The organism is Ensifer oleiphilus (assembly GCF_013371465.1).
In the GTDB taxonomy this organism is placed as follows: Bacteria; Pseudomonadota; Alphaproteobacteria; order Rhizobiales; family Rhizobiaceae; genus Ensifer; species Ensifer oleiphilus.
Genome location: NZ_JABWDU010000001.1, coordinates 1,197,238 through 1,216,328, shown reverse-complemented (window position 1 = coordinate 1,216,328; position 19,091 = coordinate 1,197,238). Strand labels below are relative to the sequence as shown.

General features: G+C 61.7%; 21 protein-coding genes. 12 read left to right on the top strand and 9 right to left on the bottom strand.

The annotated features are described in order from the left end of the window. Together HT585_RS05870 and HT585_RS05865 are read left to right on the top strand one after the other, a co-directional pair. A complete protein-coding gene (locus HT585_RS05870; RefSeq protein ID WP_176352201.1) occupies positions 1-717 on the top strand; it encodes a ribonuclease T2 family protein in 717 nt (238 codons plus the stop codon). 101 nt (positions 718-818) lie between these two features. Then, positions 819-1,409, top strand: a complete 591-nt coding sequence (locus HT585_RS05865; RefSeq protein WP_176352006.1) for a glutathione S-transferase — start codon at positions 819-821, stop codon at positions 1,407-1,409. 48 nt (positions 1,410-1,457) lie between these two features. Here the strand turns inward: HT585_RS05865 and HT585_RS05860 are convergent, their stop codons facing one another. Next, positions 1,458-2,096 carry an outer membrane protein gene (locus tag HT585_RS05860; RefSeq protein ID WP_077498621.1) on the bottom strand — a complete coding sequence of 213 codons (639 nt, stop codon included), beginning with the start codon at positions 2,094-2,096 and terminating at the stop codon, positions 1,458-1,460. 365 nt (positions 2,097-2,461) lie between these two features. Here HT585_RS05860 and HT585_RS05855 point away from each other — a divergent pair, with 365 nt between their 5' ends. From HT585_RS05855 to HT585_RS05835, 5 genes are all read left to right on the top strand, one after another. After that, a complete protein-coding gene (locus tag HT585_RS05855) occupies positions 2,462-3,226 on the top strand; it encodes an SDR family oxidoreductase (protein WP_176352005.1) in 765 nt (254 codons plus the stop codon). Further along, a complete protein-coding gene (uvrC, locus tag HT585_RS05850) occupies positions 3,223-5,247 on the top strand; it encodes an excinuclease ABC subunit UvrC (protein WP_176352004.1) in 2,025 nt (674 codons plus the stop codon). Before HT585_RS05855 ends, uvrC begins: the two co-directional genes overlap by 4 nt. A gap of 126 nt (positions 5,248-5,373) precedes the next feature. Continuing rightward, positions 5,374-5,961 (top strand): CDP-diacylglycerol--glycerol-3-phosphate 3-phosphatidyltransferase, encoded by a 588-nt coding sequence (gene pgsA, locus HT585_RS05845; RefSeq protein WP_077498627.1) that lies wholly within the window; start codon positions 5,374-5,376, stop codon positions 5,959-5,961. Beyond that, positions 5,958-6,218 (top strand): molybdopterin converting factor subunit 1, encoded by a 261-nt coding sequence (gene moaD, locus HT585_RS05840; protein ID WP_176352003.1) that lies wholly within the window; start codon positions 5,958-5,960, stop codon positions 6,216-6,218. The genes pgsA and moaD overlap by 4 nt, the downstream gene beginning before the upstream one ends. A gap of 4 nt (positions 6,219-6,222) precedes the next feature. After that, on the top strand, positions 6,223-6,687 hold the full coding sequence (locus tag HT585_RS05835) for a molybdenum cofactor biosynthesis protein MoaE (protein ID WP_176352002.1): 465 nt from the start codon (positions 6,223-6,225) through the stop codon (positions 6,685-6,687). 19 nt (positions 6,688-6,706) lie between these two features. Here the strand turns inward: HT585_RS05835 and HT585_RS05830 are convergent, their stop codons facing one another. Next, positions 6,707-7,603, bottom strand: coding sequence for a branched-chain amino acid ABC transporter permease (locus HT585_RS05830; protein ID WP_176352001.1), 897 nt, complete (start codon positions 7,601-7,603; stop codon positions 6,707-6,709). Positions 7,604-7,670: 67 nt separating this feature from the next. Here HT585_RS05830 and HT585_RS05825 point away from each other — a divergent pair, with 67 nt between their 5' ends. Continuing rightward, positions 7,671-8,231 (top strand): CGNR zinc finger domain-containing protein, encoded by a 561-nt coding sequence (locus tag HT585_RS05825; RefSeq protein WP_176352000.1) that lies wholly within the window; start codon positions 7,671-7,673, stop codon positions 8,229-8,231. Beyond that, positions 8,228-8,737: a hypothetical protein gene (locus HT585_RS05820; protein WP_176351999.1), complete on the top strand. Its 510-nt coding sequence runs from the start codon at positions 8,228-8,230 to the stop codon at positions 8,735-8,737. Before HT585_RS05825 ends, HT585_RS05820 begins: the two co-directional genes overlap by 4 nt. Before the next feature lie 74 nt (positions 8,738-8,811). Here the strand turns inward: HT585_RS05820 and ndk are convergent, their stop codons facing one another. Together ndk and HT585_RS05810 are read right to left on the bottom strand one after the other, a co-directional pair. Then, entirely contained in the window at positions 8,812-9,234 is a 423-nt protein-coding gene (gene ndk, locus HT585_RS05815) for a nucleoside-diphosphate kinase (protein ID WP_025426476.1), read from the bottom strand. A gap of 103 nt (positions 9,235-9,337) precedes the next feature. Then, positions 9,338-10,027, bottom strand: coding sequence for a glutathione S-transferase N-terminal domain-containing protein (locus HT585_RS05810; protein ID WP_176351998.1), 690 nt, complete (start codon positions 10,025-10,027; stop codon positions 9,338-9,340). A gap of 140 nt (positions 10,028-10,167) precedes the next feature. Between HT585_RS05810 and HT585_RS05805 the strand changes: the two genes are divergently transcribed. Continuing rightward, entirely contained in the window at positions 10,168-10,680 is a 513-nt protein-coding gene (locus HT585_RS05805; protein WP_176351997.1) for a DinB family protein, read from the top strand. On the opposite strand, the gene HT585_RS05800 is transcribed toward HT585_RS05805, so the two are convergent. Next, on the bottom strand, positions 10,621-13,275 hold the full coding sequence (locus HT585_RS05800; RefSeq protein ID WP_176351996.1) for an AMP-binding protein: 2,655 nt from the start codon (positions 13,273-13,275) through the stop codon (positions 10,621-10,623). The two genes, HT585_RS05805 and HT585_RS05800, sit on opposite strands and share 60 nt — an antisense overlap. Before the next feature lie 249 nt (positions 13,276-13,524). Between HT585_RS05800 and HT585_RS05795 the strand changes: the two genes are divergently transcribed. Continuing rightward, the gene (locus HT585_RS05795) at positions 13,525-14,610 is read left to right on the top strand and encodes a GGDEF domain-containing protein (RefSeq protein ID WP_176351995.1); all 1,086 of its coding nucleotides are present in this window, start codon (positions 13,525-13,527) and stop codon (positions 14,608-14,610) included. Positions 14,611-14,694: 84 nt separating this feature from the next. Here the strand turns inward: HT585_RS05795 and HT585_RS05790 are convergent, their stop codons facing one another. The 3 genes from HT585_RS05790 to HT585_RS05780 all read right to left on the bottom strand — a co-directional run bounded on the left by HT585_RS05790 (position 14,695) and on the right by HT585_RS05780 (position 15,889). Further along, positions 14,695-15,165, bottom strand: a complete 471-nt coding sequence (locus HT585_RS05790; RefSeq protein ID WP_176351994.1) for a MarR family winged helix-turn-helix transcriptional regulator — start codon at positions 15,163-15,165, stop codon at positions 14,695-14,697. A gap of 88 nt (positions 15,166-15,253) precedes the next feature. Further along, on the bottom strand, positions 15,254-15,532 hold the full coding sequence (locus tag HT585_RS05785; RefSeq protein WP_176351993.1) for a hypothetical protein: 279 nt from the start codon (positions 15,530-15,532) through the stop codon (positions 15,254-15,256). 69 nt (positions 15,533-15,601) lie between these two features. Then, positions 15,602-15,889, bottom strand: a complete 288-nt coding sequence (locus tag HT585_RS05780; protein ID WP_176351992.1) for a hypothetical protein — start codon at positions 15,887-15,889, stop codon at positions 15,602-15,604. Positions 15,890-16,214: 325 nt separating this feature from the next. On the opposite strand from HT585_RS05780, the gene abc-f reads away from it, so the two are divergent. Continuing rightward, positions 16,215-18,104, top strand: a complete 1,890-nt coding sequence (gene abc-f, locus HT585_RS05775) for a ribosomal protection-like ABC-F family protein (protein ID WP_176351991.1) — start codon at positions 16,215-16,217, stop codon at positions 18,102-18,104. A gap of 42 nt (positions 18,105-18,146) precedes the next feature. Here abc-f and HT585_RS05770 read toward each other — a convergent pair whose 3' ends face one another. After that, positions 18,147-18,989: a GNAT family N-acetyltransferase gene (locus HT585_RS05770; protein ID WP_176351990.1), complete on the bottom strand. Its 843-nt coding sequence runs from the start codon at positions 18,987-18,989 to the stop codon at positions 18,147-18,149. Positions 18,990-19,091 lie beyond the last annotated feature (102 nt).

Here is a 19,091-nt window from a genome sequence, read left to right as displayed (position 1 = left end):
ATGCCCGCAGATTGCCGACAGCGCCGGCTGCTGCCGGCGCTTTTCTTTGTGTTGACACTTGCCAGCTGCAGCGACGACAGCGCGCAGAAGAAGCCACCGACACAAGCTCCGGACCAAGTAAAAGCCGATGCTGTCATCCCTGTTGGCCAGGGCTTTGACTTCTATGTTCTCTCACTCTCCTGGTCGCCAACATGGTGCGACGACAACGACCCGTCCGGCAAAACCGGTCAATGCAAGATAGGCAGCAATCGCGGGCTGATCGTGCATGGGCTGTGGCCGCAGAACGACCGAGGCTACCCCGATTTCTGCCCGACGCGGCAATCGGATCGCGTACCGGAGACACTTGGCCGCCAGTATCTCGACCTTATTCCGTCCATGGGGCTGATCGGGCACCAATGGCGCAAGCACGGCACGTGCTCTGGTCTCAGCCAGCAGGACTATTTCGCCGTCACCCGGGCGGCGCGTGAGCGCGTCGTCCTACCGGAGGAACTCAGGGCACCACGTCGGGAAATTTCGCTTTCCGTGAGCGCGATAGAGGCGGACTTCGTGGCCAGAAATCCCGGCATGACGTCCAACGCGGTCGCTGTTACCTGCGAGGGCAAGCGGCTGGAGGAGATCAGGATCTGCTTTGACAAGGGGCTGAATTTCCGCCCCTGCCCGGAAGTCGATCGCCAGGCCTGCCGAAGGGACACCGTCATCCTGCCGCCGGTGTCCTAGGTCGATGCCGGGGGGCACCGTACGGGGCCTGCTATTTTGAAACAGCGCCTGGCCTTCCGTTCTTCTGTTCGGCAGCCATGCGCGAAAGGGAAAGATGCTCGATGAAAATACTCTACTCACCAACGTCACCCTACTCCAACAAGGTCCGCATGGCTGCGCATTACGCCGGCTTTGCGGTGGAGAGCGCCCTGACCGACACCAATGCCAACTCGCCTGAGCTTATCGGCAGCAATCCGCTCGGCAAGATTCCGACGCTGATCACCGGCGAGGGAAAATCGATCTACGACAGCCGTGCGATCATGAACTTCATCGACCGGGAAACGAAGGGTAAGCTCTACCCGAAGAATGGCGGGAAACGCACGGACGTCGACATTCTCGAGGCGCTGTGTGACGGCATCTGCGACTGCCTTCTGGCCATCGTTTACGAGAAGCGCATTCACCCACCGGAAAAGGTGCATCAGCCCTGGATCGATATGCAGTGGACCAAGGTCGAACGCGGCCTCGACCACCTGAACGAAAACCTGCCCAAGACCGGAGCCAAGCTGCATGCCGGGCATTTCGCGCTCGCGGCATTGCTTCGTTACGTCGAGCTGCGCTTCAGTGGAGAATGGCAACGCGGCCGCGCCAAGCTGAAGAACTGGCCGAGCAAATTCGAGAAGCACTTTCCCGAATATTCCAAATTCAAAGCATGAAAAAAGGCCGGGTCTCCCCGGCCTTTTCCTTGATCCGGCAGAAGCCGATCAGAACTTGACGCCCATACCGACGCGCACGCTGTGCTCGTCGTAGCCGGACGATACGTTGGTACCGCCAACGTTGAAGTCCTTCGAGCCGTAGTCGGTGTAACGGTATTCGACGCGCGCGGTGATGTTGTCGGTGACGAAGGTTTCAGCACCGGCACCGGCCGTCCAGCCGACCATGGTGTTCTTGTCCGAACCAGCCGAGGTCGATGCCTTGGCCTGGCCAACAGCGAGACCTGCCGTACCGTAGAGCAGTACCGGGTTCAGATCGACACCAACGCGAGCGCGCAGCGAGCCGTTTACGCCCTGCTTCATGCGCAGGTTGCCGCTGGTGGAGTCCTGGCCGGAGTAACCGACGTCGGCTTCACCGCCGTATACGATCTGGCCGCTCTGCATGTTGTAACCGCCGTAGAGACCGCCACCGAAACCAGCTGCGGTGTTGTTGCCGGTTGCATCGGCCTGGCCATGGTGCCAATCAGCCGTACCGCCGACATAGGCGCCCGACCAGTTCTTGGCTGCCGGCTCGGTGTACTCGGCTGCCGGAGCTGCCGGAACTTCGTCGATCGCGTCTGCAGCCTGGGCGGCCTGGAAGGCGATGAGGGATACGGCCGAAGCCATGAGGGTGGTGATGAGCGTACGCATAAATATTCTCCTTTACGAACCGATGCCCTAAGGGTTGGGATCCCTCAATGAAACATCGGACAACTTTCAATTAACCCGCCCGGTTGAGCTGAAATTGGCCAGCAAATGAGGATTCACAAGAGCCAAAATGTGAAATTTTGGTGGCACAATCACGTCCAAAATTTGATGTTGCTTTCACGCCACAGGGATTTTATTAACCATCTTTCAAGATTAACGAAAGCTATACTATATAAACTCAAAATAATACAATTTACGCGAATTCCATTAATTTTTGCGAAATGAATCATCAGGGAGAGTTTCAGGGCGGCGTTTCTTGCCTATATCTTCGTCCGCTGGCACGAAGATTCGAAAAGCGGGATGAAACGTTGAAGAAAGCACTGAAGGTGGCACTCGTAACCGGTGGCGCCAAACGGATCGGCAAGGCTATAGTTGAAGACCTCGCGGCGCACGGCTTCGCGGTCGCCATCCACGCGAACGGTTCGCTCGATGAGGCAGAGGCACTTGTGGCCTTACTGTCGAAAAAAGGCGTCGTCGCCGCTGCGGTGAAGGCAGATCTTACAGAGACTCAGGAAACGTCGGCGCTGATGGCGCAGGTCAACGGCGCGCTCGGACCGATCGACCTGATCGTCAACAATGCCTCGCTGTTCAAGAAAGACAGCCTCGACGCTTTCGACGAAACGGTATGGGATCGGCACTTCGCCTTGCATGTGAAAGCCCCGTCCCTGCTCACGCGAGACTTTGCCCGTCAGCTGCCGCGCGGCGTCTCCGGCCTCGTCGTCAATGTGATCGATCAGCGCGTCTGGTCTCCAAACCCGCGCTTTTTTTCCTATATGTTATCAAAGTCCGCTCTGTGGACGGCAACACAAACGATGGCTCAGGCGCTCGCGCCGGATATCCGCGTCAACGGCATCGGCCCCGGCCCGACCTTGCCCAATGAACGACAGGATCCGCGCGATTTCCAGGCACAGGTCGACGCGCTGATTCTCAGGCGCGGCCCGGCGCTCGGCGAATTCGGGCGGACGATCCGCTTCCTGTTCGACACGCCGTCGATTACCGGGCAGATGATCGCGCTGGACGGCGGCCAGCACCTCGCCTGGGAAACGCCTGATATCAGGGAGATAGTAGAATGAACGGACGCGTGCCGACCGACGGCGGCATCCTCTATGACGGCAATGACGCCGAAGACGACGACGACCTGATCGAGGTCGCCGAAGGCGCATCCGCAGTTCCGGCCATCGAGTGGGCAGAGAACCGCAACGAGGTCGAGGGCCTCAAGGGCGCCGAACTGATCCAGGCCTTCGTCAAGCGGCTCCCGAACGGCCCCGGTGTCTATCGCATGTTCAACGAGGACGGCGACGTCCTTTATGTGGGCAAGGCACGCAGCCTGAAAAAGCGCGTCGGCAACTACGCGCAAGGGCGTGGCCACTCCAATCGGATTTCGCGGATGATTCGCGAGACGGCGAACATGGAGTTCGTCACCACGCGCACGGAGATCGAGGCGCTTCTGCTCGAAGCCAACCTGATCAAGCGGCTTCGGCCGCGCTTCAACGTGCTTCTGCGCGACGACAAGTCCTTTCCTTATATCCTTGTCACAGGCGACAGCCGCGCACCGGCCCTTTACAAACACCGCGGCGCGCGCAGCCGGAAGGGTGACTATTTCGGCCCCTTCGCCTCGGCCGGCGCCGTCGGGCGCACGATCAACTCGCTGCAGCGCGCCTTCCTCTTGCGAACCTGCACCGACAGTGTCTTCGAGACGCGGACGCGTCCCTGTCTTCTGCACCAGATCAAGCGCTGTGCGGCGCCCTGTACGGGCGAGATCAGCAACGAGGGCTATGCCGAGCTGGTATCGGAGGCCAAGGACTTCCTGTCCGGCAAGAGCCAGGCGGTCAAGGCAACGATTGCGGCGGCAATGGGCGAGGCCTCGGAAAACCTCGACTTCGAGCGTGCCGCCCTCTATCGCGACCGGCTCGCCGCCCTCAGCCACGTGCAGAGCCACCAGGGAATCAACCCGGCCGGCGTCGAAGAGGCTGACGTCTTCGCGATCCACCACGAAGGCGGCACCTCCTGCATCCAGGTGTTCTTCTTCCGCACCGGGCAGAACTGGGGCAACCGCGCCTATTTTCCAAAGGCGGACCCGTCGCTGTCGACGGCAGAAGTGCTTTCGGCCTTTCTCGCCCAGTTCTACGACGACAAGCCCTGTCCGCGGCAGATCTTGCTCTGCGAGGCGGTCGAGGAACAGGAACTGCTCGGTCAGGCGCTGAGCGAAAAGTCCGGTTACAAGGTGGCAATCCAGGTGCCGCAACGCGGCGAGAAGAAGGATCTTGTCGATCATGCGCTCGCCAACGCCCGCGAGGCCCATGGCCGCAAGCTGGCGGAAACCGCGTCTCAATCGCGATTGCTCGACGGCTTTGCCGAGACGTTCAAGCTCGAACGCACGCCGCGCCGGATCGAGATCTACGACAACTCGCACATCATGGGCACGAATGCCGTCGGCGGCATGGTGGTCGCCGGCCCCGAAGGCTTCGTTAAAGGCCAGTACCGCAAGTTCAACATCAAATCGACCGACATCACGCCCGGTGACGACTTCGGCATGATGCGCGAGGTGATGACCCGTCGCTTCTCGCGTTTGCTCAAGGAAGAAGGCAAACCGGACCGCACAATCGAGATTGCCGAGGATGCCGCCTTCCCCGCCTGGCCTGATGTCATCCTGATCGACGGTGGCCAGGGACAGATGACGGCCGTTCGCGCGATCCTGAAAGAACTCGATGTCGAGGACTGCGTGACGGCGATCGGTGTTGCCAAGGGCGTCGACCGCGATGCCGGGCGCGAGCGTTTCTTCGCGCTCGGGCGCGACAGCTTCACGCTGCCGCCGCGCGATCCGGTGCTCTATTTCATCCAGCGCCTGCGCGACGAAGCGCACCGCTTTGCCATCGGCTCGCATCGTGCCCGACGCAAGAAGGAGATGGTGAAAAACCCGCTCGACGAGATCGCCGGCATCGGGCCGACGCGCAAGCGCGCCCTGCTTACGCATTTCGGCACCGCCAAGGCCGTTTCACGCGCCGGCATGAACGACCTGATGGCGGTCAACGGGATTTCTGAGGCAGTCGCGCGGCTGGTCTACGAGCATTTCCACGAGGACGCGGCAAAATGACCAGCGAGAATTCACCCGGCGTTCAGGTGGGATGCGCCAATTATGACACCCTTCGCACAATGATTTGTTGACCTGAGGGCCGCAAAGTCATTCTGTACCTCCGAGGAAGACAGAGAACCCGAATCCATGCCCACGCCCGTCGCCTACAGCATCCCCAATCTGCTCACCTATTTCCGAATCCTGATCGTGCCGCTGATCGTGCTCTGCTTCTTCATCGAGGGCCGGCTGCACAGTTCGGATTTCGCGCGATGGACGGCGGTCACTCTCTTTGCCATCGCCTCGATCACCGACTTCTTCGACGGCTATCTCGCCCGCATCTGGAAGCAGACGTCCAACATTGGCAAGATGCTCGACCCGATCGCCGACAAGCTGCTGGTCGCGTCCATCCTCTTGCTCGTGGCCGCTGACGGCACAATTGCCGGCTGGTCGATCTGGGCCGCGATCATCATCCTGTGCCGCGAGATCCTCGTTTCGGGCCTGCGCGAATATCTGGCGGCGCTCAAGGTTAGCGTCCCGGTGACACGCATTGCCAAGTGGAAGACGACGATCCAGATGGTGGCGATCGTCTTCCTGCTGGCCGGCCCCGCCGGCGACAAGATCCTGCCCTATACGACGGAGATCGGTATCGGCCTGCTGTGGATTGCTGCGGCGATCACGCTCTATAGCGGTTACGACTATTTCCGCGCCGGCCTGAAGCATGTGGTCAACGAATGAGCACCGTCAATCTCGTCTATTTCTCCTGGGTGCGCGAACGCATCGGCAAGGGTGAGGAAACGCTGGAGGTTCCGGCTGGCGTCGTCACCATCGCTGACCTGCTTGCGCATCTGAAGACGCTGGGGGAAGAATACGAGACGGCGCTCGAGCACCAGAATGTCATCCGTGCCGCGATCAACCAGGAACATGTCGAGCATGGCGAACCGATCGCCGGCGCACGCGAGATCGCCCTCTTCCCGCCGATGACCGGTGGCTGACACCATGGGCGCGCCCATCACCGTGCGCGTTCAGCGCGAGGACTTCGACCTGTCGGCCGAGGTTTCCCGTCTTTCTTTCGACCGCCCTGAGATCGGGGCGGTCGTGACGTTTTCGGGCCTCTGCCGCGACGAAGCCGGCACGCTTGCCGCTCTCGAGCTCGAACACTATCCAGGGATGGCGGAGGCGGAAATCACCCGCATCTGTGAACTGGCGATCGAACGCTTCGGGCTGCAGGCGGCAACGGCGATCCATCGCTACGGCCGGATCAATCCCGGTGAAAACATCGTACTCGTGGTCACCGCCTCGCCACACCGCCAGGCCGCCTTCGACGGCGCCAATTTCATCATGGACTTCCTCAAGACCTCGGCCCCCTTCTGGAAGAAGGAACATCTGGCCGATGGCACGAGCGGCGGTTGGGTCAGCGCCAAGGATGCGGACGACACAGCCCGCGACCGCTGGAAGCGCTGAGGCTCAGCACCTCAGGAGATCACGGGATGGCTTTCTCCTGCCGTGTCACGGCCAGCACGACGACGAGGAAGCCGAAGATCGCAAAATCCCGCCAGAGAATCGGGCCGTAGGCGCCCCACATCGTTTCGAGCAGGCCAATCGCCGCGGCACCGAGGGCTGCATAAAGCGGCGAGGTCTGGCCGCCGATTGCCGCGATGAAAAGCACCTTGACGCCGAAGGTGAGACCGGTGCCGAAATCCATGTTGCCGTAATAGGACGCGGCCAGGATACCACAGCATGCCGCAATCAATGATGCGGCGCCATAGGCGGCGATGTAGACGCGGGCGGCATCGATGCCACAAAGGGCGGCGGCATCACGATCCTCCGACACCGCCCGCCAGGAGCGGCCGGCGCGGCTATGCGCCAGAAACCAGTGGCCGGCACCGACCAGCGCCACCATCAGCAGCGTGTTGAGCAACTGGATCAGCGTCAGCGTCACCGGAAATTTCGGATCCGACCAGAAGTCGATGTTGCCGTTCAGAAATGGCGGCAGCCAAAGGCTCTTGGTGTCCGACGCCAGCCGCGCGATCTCCATCAGCACCAGCAGACAGCCGAGCGAGGCAACGACGACCGTGTTGGCGGAGGAGAACGCCAGCGGCCGCATCACATAGCGACCTGCGACGAGCCCTGCCCCGACGCCAAGCGTCAGACCGGCGGCAGCACCGATGCCAAGCGCCGCCGGCAGCACCAGCCACAGCTGATTCCAACCGAAATCGGCAAACAGCACGAACATCTGGCCGGAAAAAGCAAAGAGAGCCCCATAGGTGAGATCGGCCCTTCGGGTCACGGCAAAGGCAATGGCATAGCCGAAGGCCAGCGCGGCATAGAGCGCGGCGATCGGAACGGCATTGGCGATCTGCTGCAGGAAATAGAGCATGGCGCATCCGGAACGTGACAACATCAATATAACTGGTAAAATGACTTTTACTAGTTAGGAATCACCGATGACCTTCACCTGGACAGCACACCGATTTGCCGGCGGCGCGCTGGCGCTGGATGTCGCCAATTCCGTCATCCTGCGCTTTGATCCGGCGAGGCGCATCGATCGTTTTGCCGACGCCCCGGCGCTCGACGCCTTCCCTGCCGCGGCCAATCGATTCTGCGCCGAAAGCACGCGCTTTGGCGCGCTTCTGCCTGTGGCCGAACGCAACCGTGCAAGACTGCTGACGTTGCGCGAGGCGACGGACCGGCATTTTCGCGCGCAGGTGGGAGCCAAGCAGCGGCCTGATTTGATGGCCGACCTGCTAGAGGCAATCGCCTCGATACTGCGTGGTAGCGGCAACGGCGAAACGGCAATTGCGCTTGACACGGCAACGGCCCACTCGGCCCTCAGCCTCGCCGCCAATCCCGAGCCCGACCGCCTGAAGATCTGCCCCAATTGCGGTTGGCTGTTTCTGGACAGAAGCCGCAACCGTAGCAGGACCTGGTGCGACATGGCGGTCTGCGGCAATCGCAGCAAGGCGAGGCGCCACTATCACCGCAGCAAGGAGGAGGCACAGGAATGACGAGGACGATCGCAATACTTGCCGCGATGATGGCGCTGCTACTGATGGCGGGCTGCCAACGGGAGACCGGCCCGGATCCGTTGAAGCTGACGGGCAAGATGTTCGTCTTCAACTACCGACTTGCCTATGCGACCTATATGATCACGCTGAGCAAACTCGAACCCGTGCCAGAGGGTAGCATCGTCGTGGCAACCTTCGAGAACCCGGCAGGTGGCGAGCCATTGACCCTGACACGCAAGTTGTTTCCGAAGCTGGAAAAAGTGGTGCTCGAAAGCCCCGATATCACCTGCGTGAAGAAGGAAAAGCCCTATGCGGTTACGATCGAGGTCAAGGGGCCGGCCGGCCAGGCGCTGCAGACACTGGAGACCACCGTCACCTCCGACATCGATCAGGACATGCTGCCGGCGAAAGCGCTGGTCGACGGACCGGCCTATGACAAGAACCCCGCCGTATTCAGGGACGGCAAGGCGCCGGCGCATTTTGAAACCGCGAAGTGTCCGACATGAAAAAACCGGAGCGTTTCCGCTCCGGTTCCATCAAATCAATTCAAGCCGTTACGGCCGGAAATGCAGATCCTGATTCAGCCGACGATTTCGGTGCCGGAGAACCAGTATGCGATTTCTTCAGCAGCCGTTGCCGGAGCGTCCGAACCGTGAACCGAGTTTTCGCCGATCGAAAGAGCGTGAACCTTACGGATCGTGCCTTCGTCAGCGTTTGCCGGGTTGGTGGCGCCCATGATTTCGCGGTTCTTGGCGATGGCGTTTTCGCCTTCGAGAACCTGAACGATGGTCGGGCCCGAGGACATGGACTCGACGAGTTCGCCGAAGAACGGACGTTCCTTGTGAACGGCGTAGAAGCCTTCGGCTTCGCGGCGGCTCATCCAGACGCGCTTGGAAGCAACGACGCGCAGGCCGGCGTCTTCGAGCATCTTGGTGATGGCGCCGGTCAGGTTACGCTTCGTTGCGTCCGGCTTGATCATCGAAAAGGTACGTTCAATCGCCATTGGCTCAATTCCCTTGTTTTCTTGAGAAGTGGCGGTTCATTAGCCGCCAATCCCGCGCAAAACAAGGGGGTTCGCTCACGATTCGCAGGCAGCGCTCAGGGTTTCACGCCGCTGTCACAGAGCGTCCGATGCCGTCATGCAGGTCGAGGCATCGCTCGAACCAGTCGGTGACCGGATCGCCCGGCGAAAGCAGCCGTTGCGGCGAAACGATGCGCGCCCACTGCAGGGCACCAAAGACGATGTAGTCGGCAAACAGCGGGAGCTCGCCACCGAAATAGGGCTGAAACTTCAGCATATGGCGCAGCGGCTCAAGCTTTTCGGCGAAGGTTGCAAGGGCAGCCCTCCCGGTCTCAGCCACGGCTTCAAGCGATGTGCCGAACCGCACCTCGCGGCTTTCACGGAAATAGACCCGGTCGACGGGGTCGAGGCTGTCGTGAATATCCGTGATGATGATGCGGGCGATCGCCGGATGCAGCGTGGTCTGCGACCAGCCCTCGACGAAGCGAGCCATGGCGACGCCACCCGACCCGCCAAACAGCGATGGCCGATCCGGGTAATTCTCCTCGAGATAGACGGCAATCGAAAAACTGTCCTGCACCAGCCGATCGCCGTCGCGCAGGAGCGGTACGAGCCTGGTGGCCCCCTCCTCCACCTTCGGGATCTCGGTGAATCCGACCGGGACGACATCGAACTCGAGCCCCTTGTGCGCAAGCGAAAGCTTGGTCTTCCACACGTGTGGCGAGAAGGGACGTGCCCTGTCGGTACCGCAAAGAGAATAAAGCTTCCTGCTCACGTGATCTCCCGGCGAGAATGAATTGGCTCGTTCCATTGGATGCCAGTCAGGCCGCACGATCAAATCATTAAATTTCATGGGTGGCATTCGCCACAGGAATGCGGATCTGCGTTAGCCTTGCCACTGAAAAGGAGAAACAGATGCTCGATCATTTTCGCATGTTCGCCGACTACAACAACTGGGCCAACGGTCGGCTCTACGCGGCGGCGGCAGAACTGTCCGACAGCGAGCTGCGGCAGAGCACAGGCGCCTTCTTCGGTTCGGTAATTGCGACGCTCAATCATATCCTCGCCGCCGACCGGATCTGGATGAAGCGTTTCACCGGCGAAGGCGACGCCCCGACCGTGCTGGACGCAACACTCCATGACGACTTCGCCGAGCTTGCCAGTGCGCGCGAGCGGGAGGATGCACGCATGATCGCCTGGATCGACGGGCTGGATGAGGCGCGGCTCGTGGCCAAGTTCACCTACACGCCCCTGAGCAATCCCGTCAGCATCACGCAAACGCTCGGACCGACGCTTGCCCATGTCTTCAACCACCAGGCTCACCATCGCGGCCAGGTGCATGCGACGCTGACGGCACTCGGCCGCCCGTCAGTTGTGCTGGATCTCGCGTTCTTTCTGCGGGCCGAAGGCGAGAAGTGGGCGGGATAACGCGGCTCCCAGCGCGAGCGGCCGCAGACGTTCGAGCGGCAGGCTCCCGCTCGCAGCCGTCTTGAGCAGCCGGCCTTGCAGCAGCCATGCGGCAAGGCCAAGCGCGATGCCGCCTGCGATCGACATCGTGGAGAACAGGACTGTCGGAAGCTGTCCCTGCAGCGGCGCCAGCAACAGTTCCGGCACGAAACGATGCAGGATGTAGATATGGAAACCGGCAGCCGATAGCGGCAGCACAAGCTGTGCGGCCCAGCGCGGCACGTTGACGCGGGGCGCATAGACCAACGCGACGAGCACGGCGATCAACAGCAGGTATTTGATCTTCGTACCAATCCACACACCTTCGTAGAGACCAAAGAACAGGAACGCACCCGTCCCCGCCGACACCAGCAGCAGTCGCTGCAGATGCGTTTCGGCGATCGCCGCGCACCACCCGATTACCGCGAGATAGAAGATCCATGGCAGGGTAAAGATCTGGCGGTTGCCGATTGGCCACAAGAGCGGCAATGCCAGCCGGGCGGCCAGCGCCACACCGAGCAAAAGCATGCCCGCCGCAAAGGGTTGCAAAGCTGCAATCCGCCGCAAGCGCGGGATTGCAAACAGCGCCACGAAGACCAGCATCATCTGGCAATAGGCTTCGATGAACCAGTAAAGGTAGGGCACCATCCCTCGGGTCTCTGGATCGGCAAATCCGAAATTCCCGACGAGAAAAACGGACGCCCAGGGAACCTCACCCCAAACGGCAGCATAGACGCCGACGATGAGATAATAGGGCACAAGAATCTGTACGAGCGGCCGCAGAATGGCAAGGCCGTCACCGGCCAGAAGCGGTCCCATCTGAAACCGGGCAAGGCTGAAGCCGGCAAGGATGACCATGGCAGCCGACCCGCCGGGCAACGGCCACAGGGTCTCGTGATGAACAACGACGAGCAAAATCGCCAAGGCGCGGATGATAAGATCCATTCCAATCCGCGTGGTGGCCGTCTCTCGCCTTTCCAGCGCGGCGAGCGTTGCGATCGGCATGGCCTCCCACATTTCCGGCGCTTGGCCGAGCGCTTTTTCGAGACCGATCGAGAGCTGCACGAAACGTAGCGAATCCCCGCCAAGCGAGAGGAAACTGTCCTCAGACTTCACTCTCGCGGGATAGAACACCTGCCGGAACAGGCTCTCGATGCCTTGGCGATCACCGTCGCCTGCCGCGACCGCCTGCTTTGCGGCCAGGTTCAATGCGGTGTAGTCGACCTTGCCAGACGGCAATCTCGGGATATCCGGCACATGCGTGGCCCTGATATGGGCTAGTGTCAGGCCGCTCGCCGCGACGAGAAGGCGTCGCACATCCTCGGGTTTGCCCTCGCTCTGGAAAAATGCATGCAGCCCTTCGTCATCGCCGACGATCGCCGCCACGATGCCGCGCCGCTCCAGAGCCTGCTCGAGGGCATCGTGGCCGATGCGCAGGCCGGCAATCTTCGACATGCGTTTCATGCGCCCAACGATACGGAAAAGACCATCTGCCTCGCGAACCGCCAGGTCGCCCGTATGCAGTTCCGTGACGTCAGCGCCGCGGGTCAGGTCCTGGCGCGACGAGGCATAACCCATCATCACATTGGGGCCGCGATAGACGAGTTCGCCTGAGACACCTGCACCGGTAATCGGTCGCCCCTCTTCATCCTCGATCGACAGGGCGCCTGCGGGAATGGCGATGCCGATCCGGTCTTCGTTGCCCGCAAGTCGAGACGGAGGCACATAGGCGATGCGGGCCGTCGCTTCCGTCTGCCCGTACATGACGAACAGGCTGGCGCCCTGGGCGCGAAGATGCTCGTCGTAGGCACGGACGCGCTCGGGCGCCATACGTCCGCCGGCAACCGTCATGAAGCGCAATCGCGGGAACGCACGATCACGAAACCCGACCTTTTCCAGAAGTTCATAGGAATAAGGCACGCCGGAAAGATTGGTACAGCCGCTGGCGGCAAGACCGTCGAGGAACCCCCGGTCAAGGATCGAGCCGTTGGGAATGTAGAGGCTGGCGCCGACGCTCAGATGGGCATTCAGCACGGAGAGGCCGTAGGAGTAGTGCAGCGGCAGGATCAGGCAGCCTCGATCATCTGCAGCAAGGTCGAGATATTCGGCGATCGAGCGGGCATTGGCCGCAATATTGGCGGTGGAGAGCCGCACCGCCTTGCAGCAACCTGTACTGCCCGAGGTCGACAGCAGGACGCTGAGATCCGGATGAAGGGGCTCATCGCTGCCGCAAAGATGTTCCGTTCGCCAGCGGCCGTCGATGCGGCGATAGGCGCAGTCCGGCTCGAACATGTCGGCCCAGGCTGCAGCACCGGCACCGCGCGGTGCCTGCATGGCAACCACATGTCCGGCCCTGAGCGCCGCCAGATAGGCAATGATCGGGTGTTCGGAAAGCTCAGATTCAAGCGTTACCAGCGAGCGGATGCGCGGAAACAACGCAGCCTGACGCTCAACCCTCTCATGCAGTTCGCGGTAGCTCACGAGCCGCTGGCCGGGAAGGACCAGAGCGGCACGCTCGCCCCATCTCGCCAGATCCGCCATGAACGAAGGGGGCATTGTCGAACCGCCACTCTGCATTCGAGCCTCCCGCCCGATTTAGCAAGGCGGCATATAATTGCTGACTGTCTCCGTCAACTATAAACATGAACGAAAATAGCAAGTTTCAGCACCCCTGCTCCGATCGGTTGCGTCAGCCCTGCCTTCGGTGGGATTTCGGCAACCATACCGCGCGGATTCGGCCAATGCTGCGCTGTCTTCAGACTCCCTTAAATGCGCCCAGCCCATAGTGCCTGCAGATCCGATAGAGGCATCGAGGACGACCACGGAATGACCAGGCAAGCCGCCGCGAACACCAGCCGAACTCAGACGAAAAGCACCGCCATCATTCTGAAGGTGGCGCAGTCCATGTCTCAGCTTGGCATCGCGGCGCTGCCGCGCAATTATGAGCTTGTCTATGAAGCCTTGTCCGGCCGGTTGCCGCAGCTTTCGCGCGACCTTGCAGCGCTCGGCGCCACACCGAAGCAGGACGCCCTTGACGAACTCGGGCTCAAGCATCACCTCATAGCCCATGGAGCGCTTGCTGCCGACAGAGCAAGGGCAACGGCGCAGGAAGAGCTCAGCGACCTTGCTCTGCAGCTGAGGCACAGCCTTGCGCAACGACATGCCTTCAGAAGTCAGCTTGACCGCTTCAAGGACCGCCTCGCCTGCGATCCGGTTGCGGGCCTTACGGAATTTGCCGATGACGCCGCGCGGCTGCGGGATGCGGCCGGCTTGCTGATGAATGAGGAACAGGCGTTTCTGACGGCCTTGCAATCAAGTGCCGAGCGGTTTGCGGTGCTGGAAGGCGCGTTCGCAGAAAGCCGCAAGCCGCTGACCCGAGACCCCGTCACCGGCCTGCCCAATCGCCAGGCGCTGAACGCACGCTTGAAAACACTGCTTGAATCCGAAGACGAAAAAGAGCCGGTTGCCCTGATCGTGGCCTCTGTCGAAGGGCTCCGCGGTCTCGCCGAGCAGCACGGCGCCGCCACCGCGGAAAAGGCGCTCGGCAAGCTTTCGACGCTGTTTCGCAAGTCGATCAAGAAGAGCGACTTCGTTGCGCGCGTCGGCGGCCAGGAGTTTGCGTTCCTCTGCAGCGATGTCACAGAGGAGAATGCCCAAGCGATTGCGCAACGCATTCGGCAATCGGTGGGAGCGTTGCGCATCGCCCTGCCCGGCCGTGCCTTCACCGCCGAAACGCTTTCGCTCGCGGCCGGGATCGCAGTGGCCCAGCCGCTGGCAACGCCGACTGATTTCATGCAACAGGCGGAACTGGCACTTTCAGCGGCGCGCTCTGGCTCGCGATCGGGTGTTCTCGTCTATTCGGCGGAGCTTGGCGGCAGGCGGCCCAGGACCTATTCGCCGCACGCTGCCTGAGGCACGTCACAATCTCGAGACCTCGCTTGTTGTGCTTCAAGCGGTCGGTTTTGCGTAACATGCCTTGGCCGCGTGCGTCTTTGCCTATGCGGCCTCTGCTTGCCGCTCATGGCCGATCATCCGGCTCGCACCGATTTCGCAAGCCTTGTCACCGAGCAGACCGAGAAGGCGATAGAGATCAGTGCGCTCCGCATCATCAAGCGCCGAGAAAAGCTCTTCGATCATCTGGCGGCGGGGCTGGAGCGCCGCCTCCAGACCGGTCCGGCCGAGATCGGTAATCGAAATGATCTTCGCCCGTCGATCCTCGGGGTCCGGCTCGCGCACAACCATGCCGTCCCGCTCCAGTCCGTCGATCGCCTCGGTCACCGTTCGCGGGGCAAAGCTGAGCGCCGAAGCGATGTCGGCACAGCGGCAAGGGCCGAGTTCACTGAGGTAGAACAGGAACTTGCTGCGCGCGAGCGACACGCCTTCTTCACTCATCGACGCGTTCACCAGGCGATGGACGCGGTGATAGAGTTCGAAGAGCCGTTCCGCGACCTGAATTTTTTCTGTCATGGCAAATCACCTCATTGGCAACGCCAAAACGAGATAACCCGGCCCCGCTTGGCGGGACCGGGTTATCTGGTCGTCCGTTGGGCGTTTGTTATTGGCTGTCCTGGCTGGCTTTACCGAAGGCCTTCGCGTGGCCGTTGGCAATCGCACCGGTCGCGGCGGCATCAACCGACTTGTTCTCGATGCCGGCGTAGTAATCACCGCTTTCTGCCGTGCTTGCGGACACGCCGGTACCGGCAGAAGCGGCAGCGCGACCGGTAAACAGCGGCGCCGGGCTGACACCTTCATAGTAGCTGCCGCCGGCAAAGGCCGCGGATGCGCCGGCGAGCGTCGCTGCTGCAACGAGAAGCGTTGCGATGGACTTGGTCATGGGTCTGTTCCTTGATGGGGATTGAGCGTCATAGGGCCGGAGGCCCCATGACCGGCGGCAGAGTGCGCCTTAGCGGGAGATGCCCTGGTAGTATTCGCCTTCGCCGCCCTGAGCGACCCGCGGCTTGGCGTCGTAGTTGTAGACCGAGCCGGTGGCCGTACGGTCGATATAGCCGGCTTCCGAACCGCGGATGTTCAAGGTGGAGCTACCGACGGCCTGGGGCGCGCGTTCGGTAAACAGCCGGGTCGGGCTGATGCCTTCGTAGTAACTGCCACCGGCAAAGGCAGCGGAGGCGCCACCGATGACGGCAGTTGCAACGAGGGCTGCGGCGAGTGCGGTGTGAACAGTGGTTTTCATCGTCTTTACTCCTGGGAGGCTCGTTCGATTGAACGAGGGTTTTGTCAAAACTACGTTTGGCCGGATCGGTCTTTCCTGGAACGCGGTGGCCTTGCCGATGGCGTTCAGTCGATCGAGGCGGTCGGAAGAGCCTTTCGCTGCCCTTCGATTAAACAGATGGTCCCTCACGATGAGGATGTGTAGTATCGATTGTCGGAACGCGTTGTTCATGAATTGATAACAATGGCCCCTTGAAAACTGCGAACCCCACCTCAAGACGCAGGCTCGAAACGGCAGCCGCCGGACAGCTCTTGCCTTCCGCCCTGACTCCGGGCAAAAGGCCGCAATGATCCAGATTTCCGGCCTTTCCGCCCGCATCGCGGGCCGTCTCCTCATCGAAAACGCATCCGTGACGCTGCCTGCAGGCACGAAGGCCGGGCTTGTGGGGCGAAACGGCGCCGGCAAATCGACACTCTTCCGCATTATCAACGGTGAGTTCGCGTCAGAGGCCGGCACGATAGCGCTGCCGAAGAACGCGCGCATCGGCCAGGTGGCCCAGGAAGCGCCGGGCACCGAGGAGCCGCTGATCGAGATCGTGCTCAAGGCGGACAAGGAACGCACGGCGCTCGTCGCCGAAGCGGAGACCGCGACGGATCCACATCGCATCGCCGAAATCCAGACACGGCTGGCCGACATCGGCGCACACTCGGCGGAAGCGCGTGCCGCGAGCATTCTCTCCGGCCTCGGCTTCGACCATGAGGCGCAGCAGCGCCCCGCCTCCTCCTTCTCAGGCGGCTGGCGGATGCGCGTGGCGCTGGCCGGCGTGCTCTTCTCCGAGCCGGACCTCTTGCTGCTCGACGAGCCGACCAACTATCTCGACCTTGAAGGCACGCTCTGGCTCGAGGATTACATTCGCCGCTATCCGCACACGGTCATCATCATCAGCCACGACCGCGACCTGTTGAATACGGCTGTCAACGCCATCGTGCATCTCGACCAGAAGAAACTCACCTACTATCGTGGTCCCTACGACCAGTTCGAGCGGCAGAAGGCGGAAGCCGACGAGCTGCAGATGAAGGCGAAGGCCAAGAACGACGCGGCGCGAAAGCACCTTCAAAGCTTTATCGACCGCTTCAAGGCGAAAGCCACCAAGGCCCGTCAGGCACAGAGCCGCGTCAAGGCGCTGGAGCGCATGGGCACGATTGCCGCCGTGATCGAGGATCACGTCCAGGGCTTCTCCTTCCCCGACCCGGAAAAGGAAGCCGCTTCGCCGATCATCGCCGTCACCGGCGGCACCGTCGGATACGAGCCGGGCAAGCCGATCCTCAAGCGCCTGAACCTCAGGATCGACACCGACGATCGCATCGCCCTGCTCGGCTCGAACGGCAACGGCAAGTCGACCTTCGCCAAGTTCATTTCCGGCCGGCTTGCACCTGAATCCGGCGAACTGAAGATCGCCCCGAACCTCAAGGTCGGCTTCTTCGCGCAGCACCAGCTGGACGACCTGATCCCGACCCAGAGCGCGGTGGAGCACGTACGCCGCCGCATGCCGGAAGCGCCGGAAGCAAAGGTGCGCGCCCGTGTGGCGCAGATGGGCCTGGCGACCGAGAAGATGGAAACGCCCGCCAAGGACCTGTCGGGCGGCGAAAAGGCACGCCTGCTGATGGGGCTTGCCGCCTTCGACGCACCCAACCTCCTGATCCTCGACGAGCCGACCAACCATCTAGATATCGACAGCCGAAATGCGCTGATCACGGCGCTCAACGACTATTCCGGTGCGGTGATCCTGATCTCGCACGACCGCCACCTGATCGAGGCGACCGCCGACCGGCTGTGGCTGGTGCGGGACGGAACGGTGACAAGCTACGATGGCGACCTCGAAGACTATCGAAGCCTGATCGTGGGTGGTCCGAAGGCGAAGGAAGACAAGTCCAAGTCAGTCGGCGCGGACGATTCGCTGTCGAAGGCGGACCAGCGCAAGGCCAATGCGGACAAACGCGCCTCGCTCGCCCCGTTGAGGAAAAAGATCAACGAAATCGAATCGCTGACGGCAAAGCTGGAGAAAGTGATTCAAGCGCTCGACGCCGAACTCGCCAATCCTGCGCTCTATGAAAAGACGCCGGCAAAAGCCGCGCAGAAGGCCAAGGAACGCTCGGACGCGGTTGAGAAACTTGCGCATGCCGAGGAACAATGGCTCGAGCTCTCTTCCGAATACGAAGAGGCGATGGCCAGTTGATCCAGCGCGTTAGGACTGGCTCTTGCGGCATGTGATCGCCGGTCAGCCGAGTTCGAAGGTGGTGATGCCGTAGATCCGGGCAAGTGGCAGATCCGGTGCGGTACCTCGATACATCCGCGCCGTTTCGAAAACCGGTTTCATGTTGTAGCGCTCACAAAGCGCCCGTGCCGAGGCGTTCGGCTCGGGAATGTCGAGATAGACCTCCTCGCCTTTCACCGTCGCGGCCAGCTTTCGAAACACCAGGTCGGCCACCGTCTCGCTTTCGGAAAAGAGCGGACCGATCTTGTAGCCCTGACGGCAGGATCGTAGCGTGCCATAGCCGGAAACCGCACCGTCCCGAAACAGCACGATGCTTCGACGCGTCCGGCCAGGTCTCAGCCATTCGGTGAGAAAGGCGTCGCGCCGGGCCGGCATGAAGCGGCGGTCGTAGTCGATCAGCATCGGCGTGTGGACCGGCGCGACCTCGATCAGCTCCGTGCCTGGAGGCTCGACCACGTCGACGATGCCGCCATATCGGATGTTTGCGTGGGCGAGAACGAAGCCGGAGCGGCAATAATTCTCCTGTTCGGCAACGACGCCATCGAGACCGACGACGCGCTGCCCGGCCGCCGTCAGGGCTCGCTGCCACATCTGCCAGCCGATGCCCTGCCGGCGAAACTCCGGGGCCGTTATGTAGAAACCGAGAAAAGCGTAGGCCTCGTCATAGCGCACCAATGAGATGGAGGCTGCCAGCCTGTCCTCGCGCTCTGCGACCCAGTACCCTTCCGGGTCCGCCGCCCAGAAAGCCGCCGCATCGTCGAGCCCCGGGTTCCAGCCTTCGCGCGCCGCCCAATCGATGATGGCATCGAGCTCGTCGCGGCTCGCTTGGCGGATGTGCTGGTGCATGGTCTCTCCTCGTGCTGCCTGTTGCCACTCGTGTCGCGTTTGCTGACCGTGTTGATTGGCATCATGGATTGTAGAAGCTAGGGCACGGGAGGGCCGGAGAGA

Excerpts from the sequence above, each read along its gene's own strand:
- abc-f (WP_176351991.1), top strand. The coding sequence starts at position 16,215 with ATGATCCAGATTTCCGGCCTTTCCGCCCGCATCGCGGGCCGTCTCCTC.
- HT585_RS05800 (WP_176351996.1), bottom strand. The coding sequence starts at position 13,275 with ATGCAGAGTGGCGGTTCGACAATGCCCCCTTCGTTCATGGCGGATCTG.
- HT585_RS05780 (WP_176351992.1), bottom strand. The coding sequence starts at position 15,889 with ATGAAAACCACTGTTCACACCGCACTCGCCGCAGCCCTCGTTGCAACT.
- HT585_RS05790 (WP_176351994.1), bottom strand. The coding sequence starts at position 15,165 with ATGACAGAAAAAATTCAGGTCGCGGAACGGCTCTTCGAACTCTATCAC.
- HT585_RS05825 (WP_176352000.1), top strand. The coding sequence starts at position 7,671 with ATGACCTTCACCTGGACAGCACACCGATTTGCCGGCGGCGCGCTGGCG.
- HT585_RS05770 (WP_176351990.1), bottom strand. The coding sequence starts at position 18,989 with ATGCACCAGCACATCCGCCAAGCGAGCCGCGACGAGCTCGATGCCATC.
- HT585_RS05805 (WP_176351997.1), top strand. The coding sequence starts at position 10,168 with ATGCTCGATCATTTTCGCATGTTCGCCGACTACAACAACTGGGCCAAC.
- uvrC (WP_176352004.1), top strand. The coding sequence starts at position 3,223 with ATGAACGGACGCGTGCCGACCGACGGCGGCATCCTCTATGACGGCAAT.
- HT585_RS05860 (WP_077498621.1), bottom strand. The coding sequence starts at position 2,096 with ATGCGTACGCTCATCACCACCCTCATGGCTTCGGCCGTATCCCTCATC.
- HT585_RS05835 (WP_176352002.1), top strand. The coding sequence starts at position 6,223 with ATGGGCGCGCCCATCACCGTGCGCGTTCAGCGCGAGGACTTCGACCTG.
- pgsA (WP_077498627.1), top strand. The coding sequence starts at position 5,374 with ATGCCCACGCCCGTCGCCTACAGCATCCCCAATCTGCTCACCTATTTC.
- ndk (WP_025426476.1), bottom strand. The coding sequence starts at position 9,234 with ATGGCGATTGAACGTACCTTTTCGATGATCAAGCCGGACGCAACGAAG.
- HT585_RS05785 (WP_176351993.1), bottom strand. The coding sequence starts at position 15,532 with ATGACCAAGTCCATCGCAACGCTTCTCGTTGCAGCAGCGACGCTCGCC.
- HT585_RS05870 (WP_176352201.1), top strand. The coding sequence starts at position 1 with ATGCCCGCAGATTGCCGACAGCGCCGGCTGCTGCCGGCGCTTTTCTTT.
- HT585_RS05830 (WP_176352001.1), bottom strand. The coding sequence starts at position 7,603 with ATGCTCTATTTCCTGCAGCAGATCGCCAATGCCGTTCCGATCGCCGCG.
- moaD (WP_176352003.1), top strand. The coding sequence starts at position 5,958 with ATGAGCACCGTCAATCTCGTCTATTTCTCCTGGGTGCGCGAACGCATC.
- HT585_RS05820 (WP_176351999.1), top strand. The coding sequence starts at position 8,228 with ATGACGAGGACGATCGCAATACTTGCCGCGATGATGGCGCTGCTACTG.
- HT585_RS05795 (WP_176351995.1), top strand. The coding sequence starts at position 13,525 with ATGACCAGGCAAGCCGCCGCGAACACCAGCCGAACTCAGACGAAAAGC.
- HT585_RS05865 (WP_176352006.1), top strand. The coding sequence starts at position 819 with ATGAAAATACTCTACTCACCAACGTCACCCTACTCCAACAAGGTCCGC.